The sequence below is a fragment of the uncultured Roseobacter sp. genome, assembly GCF_947496515.1.
Classification (GTDB): Bacteria; Pseudomonadota; Alphaproteobacteria; order Rhodobacterales; family Rhodobacteraceae; genus Roseobacter.
Genome location: NZ_CANMDB010000001.1, coordinates 472544 through 487065, shown reverse-complemented (window position 1 = coordinate 487065; position 14522 = coordinate 472544). Strand labels below are relative to the sequence as shown.

General features: G+C 62.0%; 14 protein-coding genes. 13 read left to right on the top strand and 1 reads right to left on the bottom strand.

Annotated elements, in window-relative coordinates:
- Positions 1 to 7 precede the first annotated feature (7 nt).
- From bhcB to Q1A53_RS02355, 12 genes are all read left to right on the top strand, one after another.
- The gene (gene bhcB, locus Q1A53_RS02410; RefSeq protein ID WP_299962543.1) at positions 8 to 979 is read left to right on the top strand and encodes a beta-hydroxyaspartate dehydratase BhcB; all 972 of its coding nucleotides are present in this window, start codon (positions 8 to 10) and stop codon (positions 977 to 979) included.
- Between the two features lie 12 nt (positions 980 to 991).
- Positions 992 to 2155, top strand: a complete 1164-nt coding sequence (gene bhcC / locus Q1A53_RS02405) for a 3-hydroxy-D-aspartate aldolase BhcC (protein WP_299962541.1) — start codon at positions 992 to 994, stop codon at positions 2153 to 2155.
- A 74-nt stretch (positions 2156 to 2229) separates the two neighbouring features.
- On the top strand, positions 2230 to 3207 hold the full coding sequence (gene bhcD, locus Q1A53_RS02400) for an iminosuccinate reductase BhcD (RefSeq protein ID WP_299962539.1): 978 nt from the start codon (positions 2230 to 2232) through the stop codon (positions 3205 to 3207).
- A gap of 423 nt (positions 3208 to 3630) precedes the next feature.
- Positions 3631 to 4632, top strand: a complete 1002-nt coding sequence (locus tag Q1A53_RS02395) for an ABC transporter substrate-binding protein (protein WP_299962537.1) — start codon at positions 3631 to 3633, stop codon at positions 4630 to 4632.
- A 52-nt stretch (positions 4633 to 4684) separates the two neighbouring features.
- Positions 4685 to 5470 (top strand): ABC transporter ATP-binding protein, encoded by a 786-nt coding sequence (locus tag Q1A53_RS02390; RefSeq protein ID WP_299962535.1) that lies wholly within the window; start codon positions 4685 to 4687, stop codon positions 5468 to 5470.
- Positions 5467 to 6324 carry an ABC transporter permease gene (locus Q1A53_RS02385; protein WP_299962533.1) on the top strand — a complete coding sequence of 286 codons (858 nt, stop codon included), beginning with the start codon at positions 5467 to 5469 and terminating at the stop codon, positions 6322 to 6324. Before Q1A53_RS02390 ends, Q1A53_RS02385 begins: the two co-directional genes overlap by 4 nt.
- Positions 6324 to 7586 (top strand): cytosine deaminase, encoded by a 1263-nt coding sequence (locus Q1A53_RS02380; protein WP_299962531.1) that lies wholly within the window; start codon positions 6324 to 6326, stop codon positions 7584 to 7586. Before Q1A53_RS02385 ends, Q1A53_RS02380 begins: the two co-directional genes overlap by 1 nt.
- A complete protein-coding gene (locus tag Q1A53_RS02375; RefSeq protein WP_299962529.1) occupies positions 7583 to 8983 on the top strand; it encodes an FAD-binding oxidoreductase in 1401 nt (466 codons plus the stop codon). The genes Q1A53_RS02380 and Q1A53_RS02375 overlap by 4 nt, the downstream gene beginning before the upstream one ends.
- Positions 8980 to 9561 (top strand): NAD(P)H-dependent oxidoreductase, encoded by a 582-nt coding sequence (locus Q1A53_RS02370; protein WP_299962527.1) that lies wholly within the window; start codon positions 8980 to 8982, stop codon positions 9559 to 9561. Before Q1A53_RS02375 ends, Q1A53_RS02370 begins: the two co-directional genes overlap by 4 nt.
- Complete coding sequence (locus Q1A53_RS02365; RefSeq protein ID WP_299962525.1) at positions 9562 to 10191, top strand: NAD(P)H-dependent oxidoreductase; 630 nt, start codon at positions 9562 to 9564, stop codon at positions 10189 to 10191.
- Positions 10188 to 11108, top strand: a complete 921-nt coding sequence (locus Q1A53_RS02360) for a 2-oxoglutarate and iron-dependent oxygenase domain-containing protein (RefSeq protein ID WP_299962523.1) — start codon at positions 10188 to 10190, stop codon at positions 11106 to 11108. The genes Q1A53_RS02365 and Q1A53_RS02360 overlap by 4 nt, the downstream gene beginning before the upstream one ends.
- Positions 11105 to 11881, top strand: a complete 777-nt coding sequence (locus tag Q1A53_RS02355) for a creatininase family protein (protein ID WP_299962521.1) — start codon at positions 11105 to 11107, stop codon at positions 11879 to 11881. Before Q1A53_RS02360 ends, Q1A53_RS02355 begins: the two co-directional genes overlap by 4 nt.
- A gap of 2 nt (positions 11882 to 11883) precedes the next feature.
- Here the strand turns inward: Q1A53_RS02355 and Q1A53_RS02350 are convergent, their stop codons facing one another.
- Positions 11884 to 12645: a DeoR/GlpR family DNA-binding transcription regulator gene (locus Q1A53_RS02350; RefSeq protein WP_299962518.1), complete on the bottom strand. Its 762-nt coding sequence runs from the start codon at positions 12643 to 12645 to the stop codon at positions 11884 to 11886.
- A gap of 269 nt (positions 12646 to 12914) precedes the next feature.
- Between Q1A53_RS02350 and glpD the strand changes: the two genes are divergently transcribed.
- Positions 12915 to 14519: a glycerol-3-phosphate dehydrogenase gene (gene glpD / locus Q1A53_RS02345; protein WP_299962516.1), complete on the top strand. Its 1605-nt coding sequence runs from the start codon at positions 12915 to 12917 to the stop codon at positions 14517 to 14519.
- Positions 14520 to 14522 lie beyond the last annotated feature (3 nt).

Sequence of the window (14522 nt, the reverse complement as noted above, 5' to 3'; positions counted from 1 at the left end):
AGCCCACATGCTTGATGTTTTGACCGGACCGGATCTGACGATTGCGCATGTGAAGGCGGCGCATCAGCGGATCAAGCCGCATATTCACTGCACACCGATCCTAACCTCGTCCTATATGAACGAGCTGACCGGAGCGGAGCTGTTCTTCAAATGCGAGAACTTCCAGAAGGCCGGGGCGTTCAAGGTGCGGGGCGCATCCAACGCTGTCTTCGGTCTGAGCGACGCCATGGCGGAGAAAGGGGTTGCCACCCATTCGTCGGGCAATCACGCCTTGTCGCTCAGCTACGCCGCTGGGCGCCGCGGCATCCCCTGTCATGTGGTCATGCCGCGCACCGCACCCGAGGCCAAGAAGGCGGCGGTACGCGGGTATGGCGGCATCATCACCGAATGCGAGCCTTCTACCACCTCACGCGAAGCTGTTTTTGCGGAGGTTCACGAAGCAACGGGTGCTGATTTCGTACATCCATACAATGATCCGCGCGTGATTGCCGGCCAGGCCACCTGTTCGCTGGAAATGCTGGATCAGATCGATACAATGGATGCGGTTATCGCGCCCATCGGCGGTGGCGGCATGATCTCGGGGACGTGTCTGACGCTCTCCAACCTCGCGCCGGGGATAGAGATCTACGCCGCTGAACCTGATCAGGCCGACGATGCCGCACGGTCCTTTCGTGCGGGACACATCATTGCGGATGATGCGCCGAATACGATCGCCGACGGGTTGAAGGTGCCACTGAAAGAGAACACATGGCACTTTGTATCGCAGTTCGTTACCGATGTGCTGACCGCCAGTGAGCAGGAAATCATCGACGCGATGAAGCTCACCTGGGAGCGCATGAAGATCGTGATGGAGCCGAGCTGTGCCGTGCCACTGGCCACGATCCTGCGCAACCCGGAGGTATTCCGTGGCAAGCGCGTGGGCGTGATCGTCACCGGCGGCAATGTGGATTTGGATAAACTGCCCTGGACCCTGGGCTAAGGAGGAGATGACATGAACAAGCAGGTCAATTTCGACGACTATGAGGTCGGCTACGATATTCCCGCCGCCATCGGCATGGACGAGGCCGACATTCAGACACCGTGCCTCGTGCTTGACCTTGATGCGCTGGAGCGCAATATCAAGAAGATGGGCGACTATGCGCGGAGCCATGGTATGCGGCACCGGGTGCACGGCAAGATGCACAAATCGGTGGATGTGGCGCTGTTGCAGGAACGTCTTGGCGGCTCGGTCGGTGTATGCTGCCAGAAGGTGTCGGAGGCGGAAGTGTTCGCCCGCGGTGGTATCAAGGACGTGCTGGTCTCCAACCAAGTGCGCGATCCGGCCAAGATCGACCGGCTGGCCCGGTTGCCCAAGCTGGGTGCGCGGGCGATCTGCTGTGTGGATGATCTCGACAACGTGGCCGATTTGTCTGAGGCGGCGTTACGCCACGGGACGGAGATCGAGTGTCTGGTCGAAATCGACGTCGGCGCGGGTCGTTGCGGCGTGCAATACGGTCAGCCCGTGGTCGATCTGGCCAAGGCCATTGACGCGGCCGAGGGTTTGAAATTTGCCGGTCTGCAAGCCTATCAGGGCGCGATGCAGCATATGGACAGCTATGCCGACCGGCAGGAAAAGACCCAGATTGCCATTGATCAGGTGCGCGAAAGCATCGAGATGCTGAAGGCCGAGGGGCTGGAGTGCGACATCGTCGGCGGTGGCGGCACTGGGTCCTATTATTTCGAGAGCAACTCGGGCGTCTTCAACGAGCTGCAATGCGGCTCCTACGCCTTCATGGATGCGGATTATGGCCGCATTCTGGACAAGGACGGCAATCGCATCGACGAGGGAGAGTGGGAGAACGCCCTATTTATCCTGACATCGGTGATGAGCCACGCCAAGGCCGACAAGGCGATCGTGGATGCCGGGCTCAAGGCGCAATCCGTGGACAGTGGTCTGCCGACGATCTACGGTCGTTCGGATGTGGAATACGTCAAATGCTCTGATGAGCACGGCGTTGTTGCCGACCCTGATGGCGTACTCAAGGTCAATGACAAGCTGAAACTCGTGCCAGGGCACTGCGACCCGACCTGCAATGTGCACGACTGGTACGTGGGGGTGCGCGGTGGCAAGGTCGAGACGCTCTGGCCTGTGTCGGCGCGCGGCAAGGCATACTGATCAAGTTTTCGGCATTGCCGGGCCGGGTACCGCCCGGCACGGCCCATAATATCACAAAAGACGAGGGGTAGAGCATGGCAGACGGGTTGTTGATCGTGACAGAGGAGGTCTGCGCGGAGGTCGTCAGCCGGGCGGAGGCCTTCACGGCTGTGGAAGCCGTGTTTGGTGCCATGGCCTCGGGCGACGCCTACAACTTCCCCGTGATCCGTGAGGCCATCGGCTACGCGGATGCGCTTTATGGCTTTAAATCAGGGTTCGACAGGGCCGGGAAGTCACTGGGTCTGAAATCCGGTGGCTATTGGCCCGGGAACGCCGACAAAGGGCTGACGAACCATCAGTCGACGATTTTCCTGTTCGATCCCGATACCGGAAAACTGCGGGCACTGGTGGGCGGGAACTATTTGACCGCTGTGCGCACGGCGGCGTCTTCCTCGGTCTCCATCGCGCATCTGGCGCGTGAGGATGCCAAGGTCCTGGGCATGGTAGGCGCAGGGCATCAATCCACCTTTCAACTGCGCGCCGCAGCAGAGCAGCGCAGCTTTGACCGGGTCGTTGCATGGAACCCGCACCCCGAGATGTTGCCAAAACTGGGTGCTGTGGCCGAAGAGTTGGGGCTGGGGTTCGAGGCGGTCAGCGCCGAAGAACTGGGTGCGCAGGCGGATGTCATTATTACGATCACCTCGGCGTTTGAGCCGCTGCTGATGGCAGAGTGGATCAAACCGGGCACGCATATCGCCTGCATGGGAACGGACACCAAGGGCAAGCAGGAGGTGGACCCGATGCTGCTCAGCCGCGCCACAGTTTTCACCGATGAGGTTGCGCAATCCGTCAGCATCGGCGAGGCGCAGCACGCGGTGGCGGCCGGTCACCTCAAGGAAGACGCGATAACGCCCATCGGCGCGGTGATCAACGGCGATCATCGTGGGCGGTCCACCGCAGAAGAGATTACGCTCTTTGACGGAACGGGTGTCGGGCTTCAGGATCTGGCTGTGGCGGCGGTGGCCGCGAAGATGGCCGAGGAAACCGGTCGGGCAACCACGGTCGCGCTCTAACGCAATCCGCGCGCACCGGATAGGGCCCGGGGCGCCGCATTCGAATGCGGCGAGGACCTCCGCCGTTTTGCCTAGGATCGCACATCATCGCGCCCGCGGCCAGCAGGTCTGACCGTCATTTGAAATGCGATCGCTCCCTTCAGATTTGGCGCGTAGGCGGTGTAAACCTTGGCTCTCCAAGCTGTTGCATCCGCCCGTGCGCGCGGTGTGGGCAGGCACACCGCATTCGAATGCGGTGGGGCCAGCGGGTAACCGCATTGAGAGGGATCACAGCCAAGGCCCGATGAAACTTTGGACAGAATCGTTTCGGTTGCCCAAAATGAGGGCAACTATTCGACGCAACGTCCCTGACACACGGCAACACGCTTCCCTTTGTGCCACCGGCTTCGGAGCATCGCGCAAACAAAGATAATGGAGATCACCATGACCCTTTCCCCCGTTACCACGCTGGCGTGCGCCCTCAGCCTCGGCGCGACCGCCGCCCTGGCAGACACCGACCTCACACCCGTCGTTTTCGGGACAAACTGGCTGGCGCAGGCAGAGCACGGTGGCTTTTATCAATCTGTCGCGGACGGCACCTACGCGGACTGCGGGCTGGAGGTCGAAATTATCTCGGGCGGGCCGCAGGTGAACAACCGTGCGCTGATGCTGGCGGGCCGCATTGATTTCCACATGGGTGGCGACATGCTGCAGGCCTTCAACGCGGTTAAGGAAGGGATCCCCGTTGTCTCGGTCGCGGCGATCTTTCAGAAGCATCCGCAGGTGATCCTGGCCCATCCCGGTGAGGCCGAGAGCTGGGATGACCTCAAAGACCTGACCTTGTTGATCGGCGACAACGGCTTCACCTCCTACTACCAGTGGATGATTGCGGAACACGGCTTCACGGTCGAGCAGCGCGAACCTTATACCTTCAACCCCGCACCTTTCATTGCCGATACTCAAAAGGGCATGCAGGGCTATCTCAGCTCCGAACCCTATGCCGTCGAGAAGGAAGCCGGGATCAAACCGGACGTTTTCCTGATCGCGGATGCGGGCTATTCCTCTTACGCAACCACGATTGAGACGATGGCGGACACCATCGCCGAAGATCCCGAAAAGGTCACCTGTTTCGTCGACGGATCGCTGACCGGTTGGTACAACTACCTTTACGGTGACAGCAGCGCTGCGGATGAGATGATCATGGCCGCCAATCCGGACATGAGCCAGGACAAGATCGACTTTGCCAAGAACATGATGCTGCAAGAGGGCATCGTGGACAGCGGCTCAGCGCTGGAGATGGGAATCGGCTCGATGACTGATGAGGTGATCGGCGATTTTTACGCCAAGATGGTTGCCGCGGGCGTGCTGGAAGACGGGTTGGATTGGCAGTCCGCCTACACGCTGGAGTTCACGAACAAATCCGTTGGCATGGACATCAAGCCCTGAGCGGGCGAGGCTGCACCCGCAGCCCGGCGCGGGATAGCTGTTTGGGGGATGTATGACAGCAGCGGACAGGCCGGGAACCGCCCGGCCCACGCTATTGCGAATGGAGCGGGTCGACAAAACCTTCGGCGGCGACGTGGTCGCGCTCAAGGGGATGTCGCTTGAGGTGCGGACAGGAGATTTCATCTCCTTGCTCGGCCCCTCGGGCTGCGGGAAATCGACTGCCCTGCGGCTTATCTCTGACCTGCTGCATCCCACCGCGGGGCGCATCACCTGGACCGAAGGGCAGGGTGTGGGCGATCTGGGCGTTGTTTTTCAGGAACCAACGCTTATGCCCTGGGCCACGGTTGCGCAAAACGTCTGGCTCCCTTTCCGTTTGCGCGGCCAACCCTACTCGTCGGTGCGGGACGAGGTGCTCGAAGCGCTCAAGCTCGTGGGGCTCGAGCGCTTCCAGTCGAGCTATCCGCGCGAGCTGTCGGGGGGCATGAAGATGCGGGTCTCTATCGCGCGCGCCATGGTCACGCGACCACGGCTTATCCTGATGGACGAGCCTTTTGCGGCGCTGGACGAGATCACGCGCTTTCGGCTCAACAATGATCTGTTGCGTCTCAAGGAAGCTATTGGCTGCACGGTCATCTTCGTCACCCACTCCGTGTTTGAATCCGTTTTCTTGTCGGATCGCATCGTTGTGATGGCCGCGCGGCCGGGTCGCGTGATCACGGAACTGAGCGTCGATGCCGCCTATCCGCGCGACGATGCCTTTCGCACCTCCAGCGAATATGCAGGCTACACCCGCCGCGCGACAGATGCGCTGCACGAAGCCATGGGAGAGGCCGCATGAGCATCGCAGAGCCCACGGAGCAGGTCACGGCGGTAGATCCCGACGAGGTCGCCCGGCTGCGCGCGCGTCGGCTGGAACGGTTTGGCAAGTGGATCCTGCCTGCCGTTGTGCTGGTGCTGATGCTGGGCCTCTGGGACCGCATTGTCGTCTGGAATGAGATCCCCCATTACATCCTGCCAGGTCCCGGGCTTGTACTGCAGACGTTGATCGATGATTGGGCGATGCTGTTCGAGGCGCTTCTGGTCACGGTGCAGATCACCCTGATGGCGCTTGCCGTTGCGGTGATCGGCGGGGTGGGGCTCGCGGTGCTTTTCACCCAGTCGCGACTGGTGGAGATGAGTTTCTACCCCTACGCGGTCATCCTGCAGGTGACGCCCATCGTGGCCATCGCACCCTTGATCTTCATTTATGTGGACAGCCGCATTGCGGGGCTGTTGCTCTGTGCCTGGCTGGTGGCGTTTTTTCCTGTGTTGAGCAACACGACGCTGGGTCTGAACTCGGCCGATCATAACCTGCGCGACCTTTTCCGCATCTACGGTGCCTCGCGCTGGCAGACGCTGCGGTTTCTGCAACTGCCCTCGGCGCTGCCGTATTTCCTCGGCGGCTTGCGCATAGCGGGCGGGCTATCGCTGATCGGCGCTGTGGTTGCGGAGTATGTGGCGGGCACGGGCGGGCTCAAATCGGGGCTGGCCTTTCGAATATTGGAGGCGGGTTACAGGCTCAACATCCCGCGGATGTTCGCGGCGCTGATCCTGATCGCTGTGACGGGCGTGATCATCTTTGCCGGGCTCAGCTTTCTCAGCCACATGCTGCTGCGCAAGTGGCACGAAAGCGCGCTGAGCCGGGATCGCTGATGGATTTCAAGGTCCTTCCCGCAGGTCACGTGACGCTGCAAAACCTCACTGTGCCGGGGTGTCTGATGGGCGATGGACGGGATCTGATACAGACCGATTTGAGCCTTTGCGATGGGCAGATCACCGATGCGCCCGGCCAACCGGTGGACATGAAGGGGGCGATGGTCTTTCCCGCCTTTGTGGACATGCACACGCATCTCGACAAGGGTCATATCTGGCCGCGCAGCCCCAACCCCGACGGCAGCTTTCCCGGTGCGTTGGACACGGTGGGGGCCGATCGGCAAGCCAACTGGACGGCGGAGGATGTGGCCACTCGGATGGATTTCGCCCTGCGCTGCGCCTACGCCCATGGCACCCGCGCCATTCGCACGCATATCGACAGTATCCCGCCGCAGGACGCGATTTCCTGGCCTGTCTTTGCGGAGATGCGGGACCGCTGGCGAGACAAGATCGCGTTGCAGGCCGCCTGCCTTCTGGGATGCGAAGGCGTGGGGCCCGGGACGGAGTTCAACCGGACGGCAAAGATCGTGGCAGAGACAGGCGGTGTGCTGGGCATGGTGGCCTACCCCGTGCCGGATCTGGCCGACCGGCTGCGCTATTTCTTCGATCTGGCAGGCAAGCACGGGCTTGCCGCGGACTTTCACGTGGATGAGACGCTCGATCCCAGCTCGGAGACGCTGCGGCTGATCGCCGAGACGGTGATCGAAACGGGCTTTGATGCGCCGGTGGTCGTTGGCCATTTATGTTCGCTCAGCACGCAGGAAGACGCCCGCGCCGGCGACACGATGGATCTGGTGGCGCGCGCGGGGCTGCATGCCGTCTCTCTGCCCATGTGCAATCTCTACCTGCAGGACAGGCAGGAGGGCACGCCACGGATGCGGGGCATCACCCTGGTGCACGAGTTGAAGGCGCGGGGCGTGCCGGTGAGTTTCGCCTCCGACAATACCCGCGATCCCTTCTACGCCTACGGCGATCTCGACATGATCGAGGTGATGCGGGAGGCAACGCGGATCGGGCATCTGGATCATTCGGACGGGGACTGGGCGCAGGCATTCACGACCAACCCGGCGGCGGCCTGTGGGCTGGAGGCGCCGGGTCTGACGCCCGGCGCACCGGCCGATCTGGTGATCTGCCGCGCGCGCAGCTGGACGGAGCTTTTCGCCCGTCCTCAGTCCGACCGGATCGTCCTGCGCGGGGGCCGCCAGATCGACCGGACGCTGCCCGATTATGCCGAACTTGACCATCTCATGAGGACGCCATGACCGCGAACATTGAAGCTGCCAAAGCCGCCCTTGCGCATCTGGATCTGGAAGACAGTGGCGCCGGGCTCAAGGCCAAGAGCCGGGATTTCTTTTGGTACTCGCCCGTGCTCAAGGCGCGGCTTGATGGGGTGTCGGCGGATTTCGTCGTGGCCCCTCGCACCGAGGCCGAGGTGATCGAGGTGCTGCGGGTCTGCTACGTCCATGACGTGCCAGTCACCACCCGCGGTGCGGGGACGGGCAACTACGGTCAGGCGATGCCGCTGGCAGGCGGCTGTGTGATGCACCTGCGCCACATGGCGGCCGTGAAGGAGATCCACCCGGGTCGCGTGGTCGTGGAACCGGGATGTTTGCTCAAGGATCTGGATGCCGCCTGCAAGGAGCACTCGGGCCAGGAAATTCGCATGTTTTCCTCCACCTGGGCCACGGCGACAATCGGCGGGTTTATCGCGGGCGGCTCGGGCGGGGTCGGTTCCTGCACCTGGGGATCCTTGCGCGATCTGGGCAACATCATTCGCCTGCGGGTGGTCACCATGGAGGAAGAACCCCGCGTGCTGGAGTTCCGCGGCGAGGAGCTTGCCCGCGTCAGCCATGCCTATGGCACGAACGGCATCATCACGGAGATCGAGATCCCGCTGGCACCGGCTTACGACTGGGTGGAGATGTTCGTTGCCACCGAGGACTTCATGCAGGCAGCTCAGTTTGCCGAGGAGCTGGCCAATGAAGACGGCATCCTGATCAAGCTCGCCACCGTGTTCGAGGCGCCCATTGCCAAGGACTACTTTCAGCGCGTCGCCCCGCATGTGGAAGCGGGCACCAGCCTGATCGCGCTGATGGTCGCACCTCAGTCCATGGACGGTTTCGAGACGTTCCTGGATCGGCGACCCGACGCGCGGCTGATCTATCGCAGCGACGCTTCCGACTGGGAGCGTGGACCGGGCACCATCTTTGAGTACGGCTGGAACCATACAACGCTGCGCGCGCTCAAGGTGGACCCCAGCATCACCTATCTGCAGGTCCGATACGGCGCGCCAGACCATCTGGACCTTGTGAAACAGCTGCGCGATGCCCTCAGCCCCGAAGTGCTGCAACATCTCGAAGTGCTGCGCGAGGGCGGCAAGGTGATCTTTGCCGGGCTCAGCCTTGTGAAGTTCACCACCGAGGCGCGCCTCGACGAGATTGTGAAGATGCATGAGGACGCAGGTGCGATGATCTTCAACCCCCACCGCTACACGCTGGAGGAAGGCGGGCGGCAGACCGTGGATGACCGCCAGCTGGCCTTCAAGCGCGAGGCAGATCCCAAGGGGTTGCTGAACCCCGGCAAGATGATCGCCTGGGACGATCCCGATTGGGCCTATGACCGGATGTATGCCTACCCGAACCTGCGCGCTGCAGAATGACCGCAGCGCTCGTCCTTTTTGCGCACCCCTGCGAGGAGAGTTTTTCTGCCGCGCTGCACACCCGCGTCGTGGATGGCTTGCTGGCGCGGGGCTGGGATGTGGACGATTGCGATCTGAACGCCGAAGGGTTTTCGCCCGTGCTGACCGCCGAGGAGCGGCGGGGCTATCACGATGCGCCGGGCAATACCGGTGCGGTGGACGAATACGTGGATCGCTTGCGCCGGGCCGAGGCGCTGGTGATGGTGTTTCCCGTGTGGAATTTCGGCTATCCGGCGATCCTGAAGGGCTTTTTTGACCGTGTTTTTCTACCGGGTGTGTCCTTTACCCTGGATCAGGGCCGCGTTCGCCCGAACCTGCGCAATATCCGCAAGCTGGCGGCTGTAACGACCTATGGCGGCAGCCGCATGCGGGCACTGCTGGTGGGAGATCCGCCACGGCGTGTGGTCACCCGCGCTGTGCGGCACGTGTGTCGCCCGGACAAGATGCGGTATCTTGCGCTCTATGACATGAATCGCGCGACGGATGCACAACGCGCCGGGTTTCTGGCCCGGATCGACGCTGAAATGGAGAGATTTTGAATGCGGGCCCTGATTGTGTACTGCCACCCGAAAGAGACCAGTTTCACCGCTGCGGTGCGCGACAGGGTGATGGATAAGCTGCGCGAGGCAGGTGCGGAGACGCGGCTCATTGATCTGTATCGCGGCGACTTCTCTCCGGTGCTGAGCTCTGGGGAGCTCGACATCTACGAGGATACCACCTGCAACCGTGCGCCGGTTGCGCAGGACGTGGAGCACATCCTGTGGTGCGATACGCTGATCTTTGTTTACCCGACGTGGTGGTACGGGCTGCCCGCCATGCTGAAAGGGTGGCTGGACCGGGTGTTGCTGCCCGATGTGGCCTTTCTGATGCCGGATGGTCAGAACGACAACATCCGGCCGGGATTGACCCACATCACCCGGCTGGGTGTCTTTACGACCTGTGGTGCCAGCTGGTGGCTGACGCAGATGATCGGTGCGCCGGGAAAACGGACGATCCTGCGCGGGGTGCGAGCCATCTGTTCGCGGCGCTGCCGGACGGTTTTTGCCGCGCATTACCTGATGGACAGCTCCACCCCCGCCAGCCGGGCAGCGCATCTCGACAGGGTCAGTGCGCGGATGGGCAGCTTCCTCGGCCTTCCCGGCGGGCGTGGCAAGGAGGTGCGCGCATGATCCCGGTTCTCGACTGGCGGCGGTTTGAGCACGACCGCGCAGGATTTCTGCGGGATCTGGGGGCGGCGGTCCGGGGGCCTGGGTTTTTCCTGCTGCAGCACCATACGGTGCCGGAGGCTCTGCGCGACCGCGTCTTTGAGATGGCGGCGGCGTTCTTCGCGCTTTCCGTGGCGGACAAGGAGGCGCTGTCCATCCTGAAGACGCCGCACTATCGCGGTTGGGCAGCACAGGGAGACGAATCCCTCGATGACACATCCGGTCAGGTGGACCGCAAGGAGAGCTTCAACATCGGGCTCGATCTGGAACCGGGAGATCCCCGCGTCAGGCGCGGGGATCCGTTCCGTGGGGTGAACGTCTGGCCTGAAATTGATGGGTTCCGGCAGACGATGCTGGATTACTATGACGCCGCACTTGCTCTGGGCGTGGACATTCACCGCGCCTTTGCCGCCGATCTGGGGCTGGAACCGGAGCATTTCACGTCCGCTTTTCAGGATCCGCTCGCCGCACTTCGCCTGCTGCACTATCCGCCCTCCACCGGGGCTACAGACGAGATCGGCGCTGGCGCACACACGGACTACGGGGCCATCACGCTGCTGATGACGGATGGCGAGGGCGGGCTGCAAGTGCGTCCGCGCGGAGGTGACTGGACGGATGTGCCGCATGTGCCGGGGGCTTATGTGGTCAACATCGGTGACTGCCTCATGCGCTGGACCAACGATATTTACGTCTCCACACCCCACCGGGTGCTGCCCCCCAAAAAACAACGGCGGTCCGTGGCCTTCTTTGTCGAGGCGAACCCCGATACGGTTGTGGCCGCTCTGCCCGGGACGGGGCAGGCAAAGTATCCGCCGGTTCGCGCGGCCGATTATCTGCAGTCGCGTCTTGATGCCACCTATCCGCCCAAGGCCCACGCATGAGCGGCGCGCGCGACTGGGCCGATTATCGCGCCCCGGATTTCGTGGATCTTGATCCCATGAAGACGATCGCGATCCTCCCCACGGCGGCGATCGAGCAGCACGGGCCGCATCTGCCGGTGGGCACCGATACGCTGATCGGGCAGGGGATGTTGGCCGAACTGCGGGTGCAGGCCCCGGCAGATCTGGATCTGCGTATCCTGCCGCTGCAAGCGGTGGGCAAATCGAACGAACATCTCTGGGCCGCTGGCACCCTGACGCTGAGTGCTGCCACGGCTCTGTCTGCCTGGACGGAGATCGGCCTCAGCGTGGCGCGCGCGGGCATTCGCAAGATTGCCATCATCAACTCCCACGGGGGCAACCTGGATCTGGTCTCTATTCTGACACGGGAGTTGCGGGTCCAGGCGGGCATGCTCGCCGTCAAATGCCAATGGGGCGCCTTCGGTGCACCCGCGCATCTCTACTCCGAGCGGGAGCAACGCTTTGGCATCCATGGCGGCGATGTGGAGACCTCACTAATGCTGCACTTTCGGCCCGAAACGGTTGATATGAGCAAGGCGCAGGATTTCCGCTCTACCGCGGAGGAGACGGCAATTTCACCCATTGGTCCGGTGTCCTACGGCTGGATTGCCAGCGATCTCAATCCCGAGGGCACCGTGGGGGAGGCCCATCTCGCCACGGCCGAAAAAGGGGCGGAGACGGCGCGGCATCAGGTGGCCGGGTTCGTGGATCTGCTGCGAAAGATGGAAAAGACGCCGCTGCCGCAGCATCCCTGAGCTCACGCGGCGACCACGACCCGCGTATCCCAGTCGGCGCACCGGCGCGCCAGATCCTGAGGCAACGGGTGGTCGGTAAAGACAGCCGACAGGACCTGCATGGAAGCGATGCGCGCCGGGGCGGTTCGGCTGAACTTGGACTGATCCGCCACCAGAAAAGCGTGGCGCGCTTGCGCGATGATGGTCTGGCTGACGCCGACCTCCTGAATATCGAAATCCAGCAAATCGCCGTCCGCGTCCATGGCGGAGCATCCAATGACTGCAAAGTCGAATTTGAACTGACGGATCGTCTCGGTCGTGAGCGGCCCTACGAGTCCGCCGTCGGAGCGCCGCAACGCGCCGCCTGTGACAATGATCTGGCATTCGGAATTGTCGGCGAGGATATTGGCCACGTTCATATTGTTGGTCACGACGAGCAGGTCGCGATGCTCCAGCAACTCCCGGGCGACCGCCTCGGTGCCCGTCCCGATGTTGAGGAAGATCGAACACCCCTCGGGGATCTCGCTGGCGCAGGCACGCGCGATGGCGCGTTTGGAATCCTGGTTCAACAACCGGCGCTCTTCGTATTCGATGTTGGTCGTGCCGGATGGTAGAATCGCGCCGCCGTGCACACGTTCGAGTTTGTTCGCTTCTGCGAGTTCGGTCAGGTCCCTGCGGATGGTTTGCAGCGTCACGCCAAAGCGCGTTGCCAGTTCTTCGACCGTGACCTTACCCTCTCGTTGGGCGATCTTCAGAATATCTGGCTGACGAAAACTCTGCGACATGACGACCCTCCCTATGTGTGAATAGTCGCATTGCCGATTATTTTCAAAGAAAAATATCCGTTGTCTTGCACGCAACTGCTGACGAGCGCAGCCGAGCCGACGGGCAGAGATCGTTGGCTCTGCTCAACGTCAAGCACCGCGACGTTCGAAAATGTTCGCCGCGAAAGTCGAACGCAAAAATCGAACATAAACGAAAAAGGCACTTGAACGGCATCAGGCGGTGCGCTACCCATTGCTCCAGCAGGAAATCGCTGGGTCAGGGGGGCCAGGTGACGTCATCGCAAACGCAATCCGAAACCTATGATCTGTTCATCATCGGTGGTGGCATCAACGGATGCGGCATCGCCCGGGATGCGGCGGGGCGCGGTCTTAGCGTGGCGCTTGCGGAGATGAACGATCTGGCCTCTGCCACATCCTCCGCCTCAACCAAGCTCTTTCACGGTGGTCTGCGATATCTGGAGTATTTCGAGATCAATCTGGTGCGTCATGCGCTGGCTGAACGTGAGGTGTTGCTGAAGGCCATGCCGCATATCAGCTGGCCGATGCGGTTTGTGCTGCCGTATCACAAGGACATGCGCTTTGAGGGGTCGACGCCCACGTCCAAGATCCTCAACACGGTCATGCCGTGGATGAAGGGGCGGCGCCCGGCCTGGCTGATCCGGTTTGGCCTGCTGCTCTATGACAATCTGGGCGGGCGCAAGATCCTGCCTGCCACCCGCACGCTCGACCTCACGCAGGGGCCCGAAGGTGCGCCGCTCGAGGACCGCTTGGCTAAGGCCTACGAGTATTCAGACTGCTGGATCGAGGATTCACGGCTGGTCGTGCTGAACGCGCGGGATGCCGAACAGCGGGGCGCCGATATCATGGTCCGCACGAAAGTCGTCAGCGCCGCGCGCGTTGATGACGTCTGGGAGGTCACGGTTGAGGATACCTACGCGGGCGAACAGCGCACGCTGCGCGCCAGGATGCTGGTCAACGCGGGTGGTCCTTGGGTCGGGGATATCATCCAGCAAAAGGTACGGATCAATTCCACCGAAGGGGTGCGGCTCGTGCGTGGCAGCCATATCGTGACGCGCAAGCTCTATGATCATGACAAATGCTACTTCTTTCAGGGGACAGACGGGCGGATCATCTTTGCCATTCCATATGAGACGGATTTCACGCTGATCGGGACCACCGACGCGGAACATGACGACCCCAGTAAAAAGCCTGAATGCAGCGATGGCGAACGTGACTATCTGCTGGACTTCGTGAACCAGTATCTCAAGCGTGATATCTCTGTTGACGATGTGGTATGGAGCTATTCCGGCGTGCGCCCTCTCTATGATGACGGTGCGAGCAGCGCGACAGCAGCCACACGCGATTACACCTTGAAGGTCGAGAATACCGGTGGCGCGCCGATTTTGAACGTCTTTGGTGGCAAGATCACCACCTACCGCAAGCTGGCAGAGGACGCGATGGACAAGATCGTGCCATTCTTTCCCGGCACGTCCGGTCACTGGACGGCGGAGGTCGCGCTGCCAGGCGGCGATTTTCCCGTCGATGGGTTCGACGCTCTGGTCGCGCGGTTGCAAAATGACTTCGCGTTTCTGGGCGATTTCTGGGCGCGCCGTCTGGTTCGGGCCTATGGCACCGATGCCTGGCATGTGCTGGGAGACGCGAAGGCAGCATCGGATCTCGGCCAGGACTTTGGCGCCAGCCTGACAGCGCGCGAAGTGCTGTGGCTGATGGAGGAGGAATATGCCTGCACCGCCGAAGATATCGTCTGGCGGCGCAACAAGCTTGGGTTGAGACTGACAAAAGAAGAAATTGCGGGACTGGAGACCTTCATGCAATCGCAGCAGAGCGAGCGCATGGCCAAAGCCGCAGAATAAACG

Excerpts from the sequence above, each read along its gene's own strand:
- Q1A53_RS02360 (WP_299962523.1), top strand. The coding sequence starts at position 10,188 with ATGATCCCGGTTCTCGACTGGCGGCGGTTTGAGCACGACCGCGCAGGA.
- Q1A53_RS02385 (WP_299962533.1), top strand. The coding sequence starts at position 5,467 with ATGAGCATCGCAGAGCCCACGGAGCAGGTCACGGCGGTAGATCCCGAC.
- Q1A53_RS02370 (WP_299962527.1), top strand. The coding sequence starts at position 8,980 with ATGACCGCAGCGCTCGTCCTTTTTGCGCACCCCTGCGAGGAGAGTTTT.
- Q1A53_RS02375 (WP_299962529.1), top strand. The coding sequence starts at position 7,583 with ATGACCGCGAACATTGAAGCTGCCAAAGCCGCCCTTGCGCATCTGGAT.
- Q1A53_RS02365 (WP_299962525.1), top strand. The coding sequence starts at position 9,562 with ATGCGGGCCCTGATTGTGTACTGCCACCCGAAAGAGACCAGTTTCACC.
- bhcD (WP_299962539.1), top strand. The coding sequence starts at position 2,230 with ATGGCAGACGGGTTGTTGATCGTGACAGAGGAGGTCTGCGCGGAGGTC.
- Q1A53_RS02350 (WP_299962518.1), bottom strand. The coding sequence starts at position 12,645 with ATGTCGCAGAGTTTTCGTCAGCCAGATATTCTGAAGATCGCCCAACGA.
- Q1A53_RS02355 (WP_299962521.1), top strand. The coding sequence starts at position 11,105 with ATGAGCGGCGCGCGCGACTGGGCCGATTATCGCGCCCCGGATTTCGTG.
- bhcC (WP_299962541.1), top strand. The coding sequence starts at position 992 with ATGAACAAGCAGGTCAATTTCGACGACTATGAGGTCGGCTACGATATT.
- bhcB (WP_299962543.1), top strand. The coding sequence starts at position 8 with ATGCTTGATGTTTTGACCGGACCGGATCTGACGATTGCGCATGTGAAG.
- Q1A53_RS02380 (WP_299962531.1), top strand. The coding sequence starts at position 6,324 with ATGGATTTCAAGGTCCTTCCCGCAGGTCACGTGACGCTGCAAAACCTC.
- Q1A53_RS02395 (WP_299962537.1), top strand. The coding sequence starts at position 3,631 with ATGACCCTTTCCCCCGTTACCACGCTGGCGTGCGCCCTCAGCCTCGGC.
- Q1A53_RS02390 (WP_299962535.1), top strand. The coding sequence starts at position 4,685 with ATGACAGCAGCGGACAGGCCGGGAACCGCCCGGCCCACGCTATTGCGA.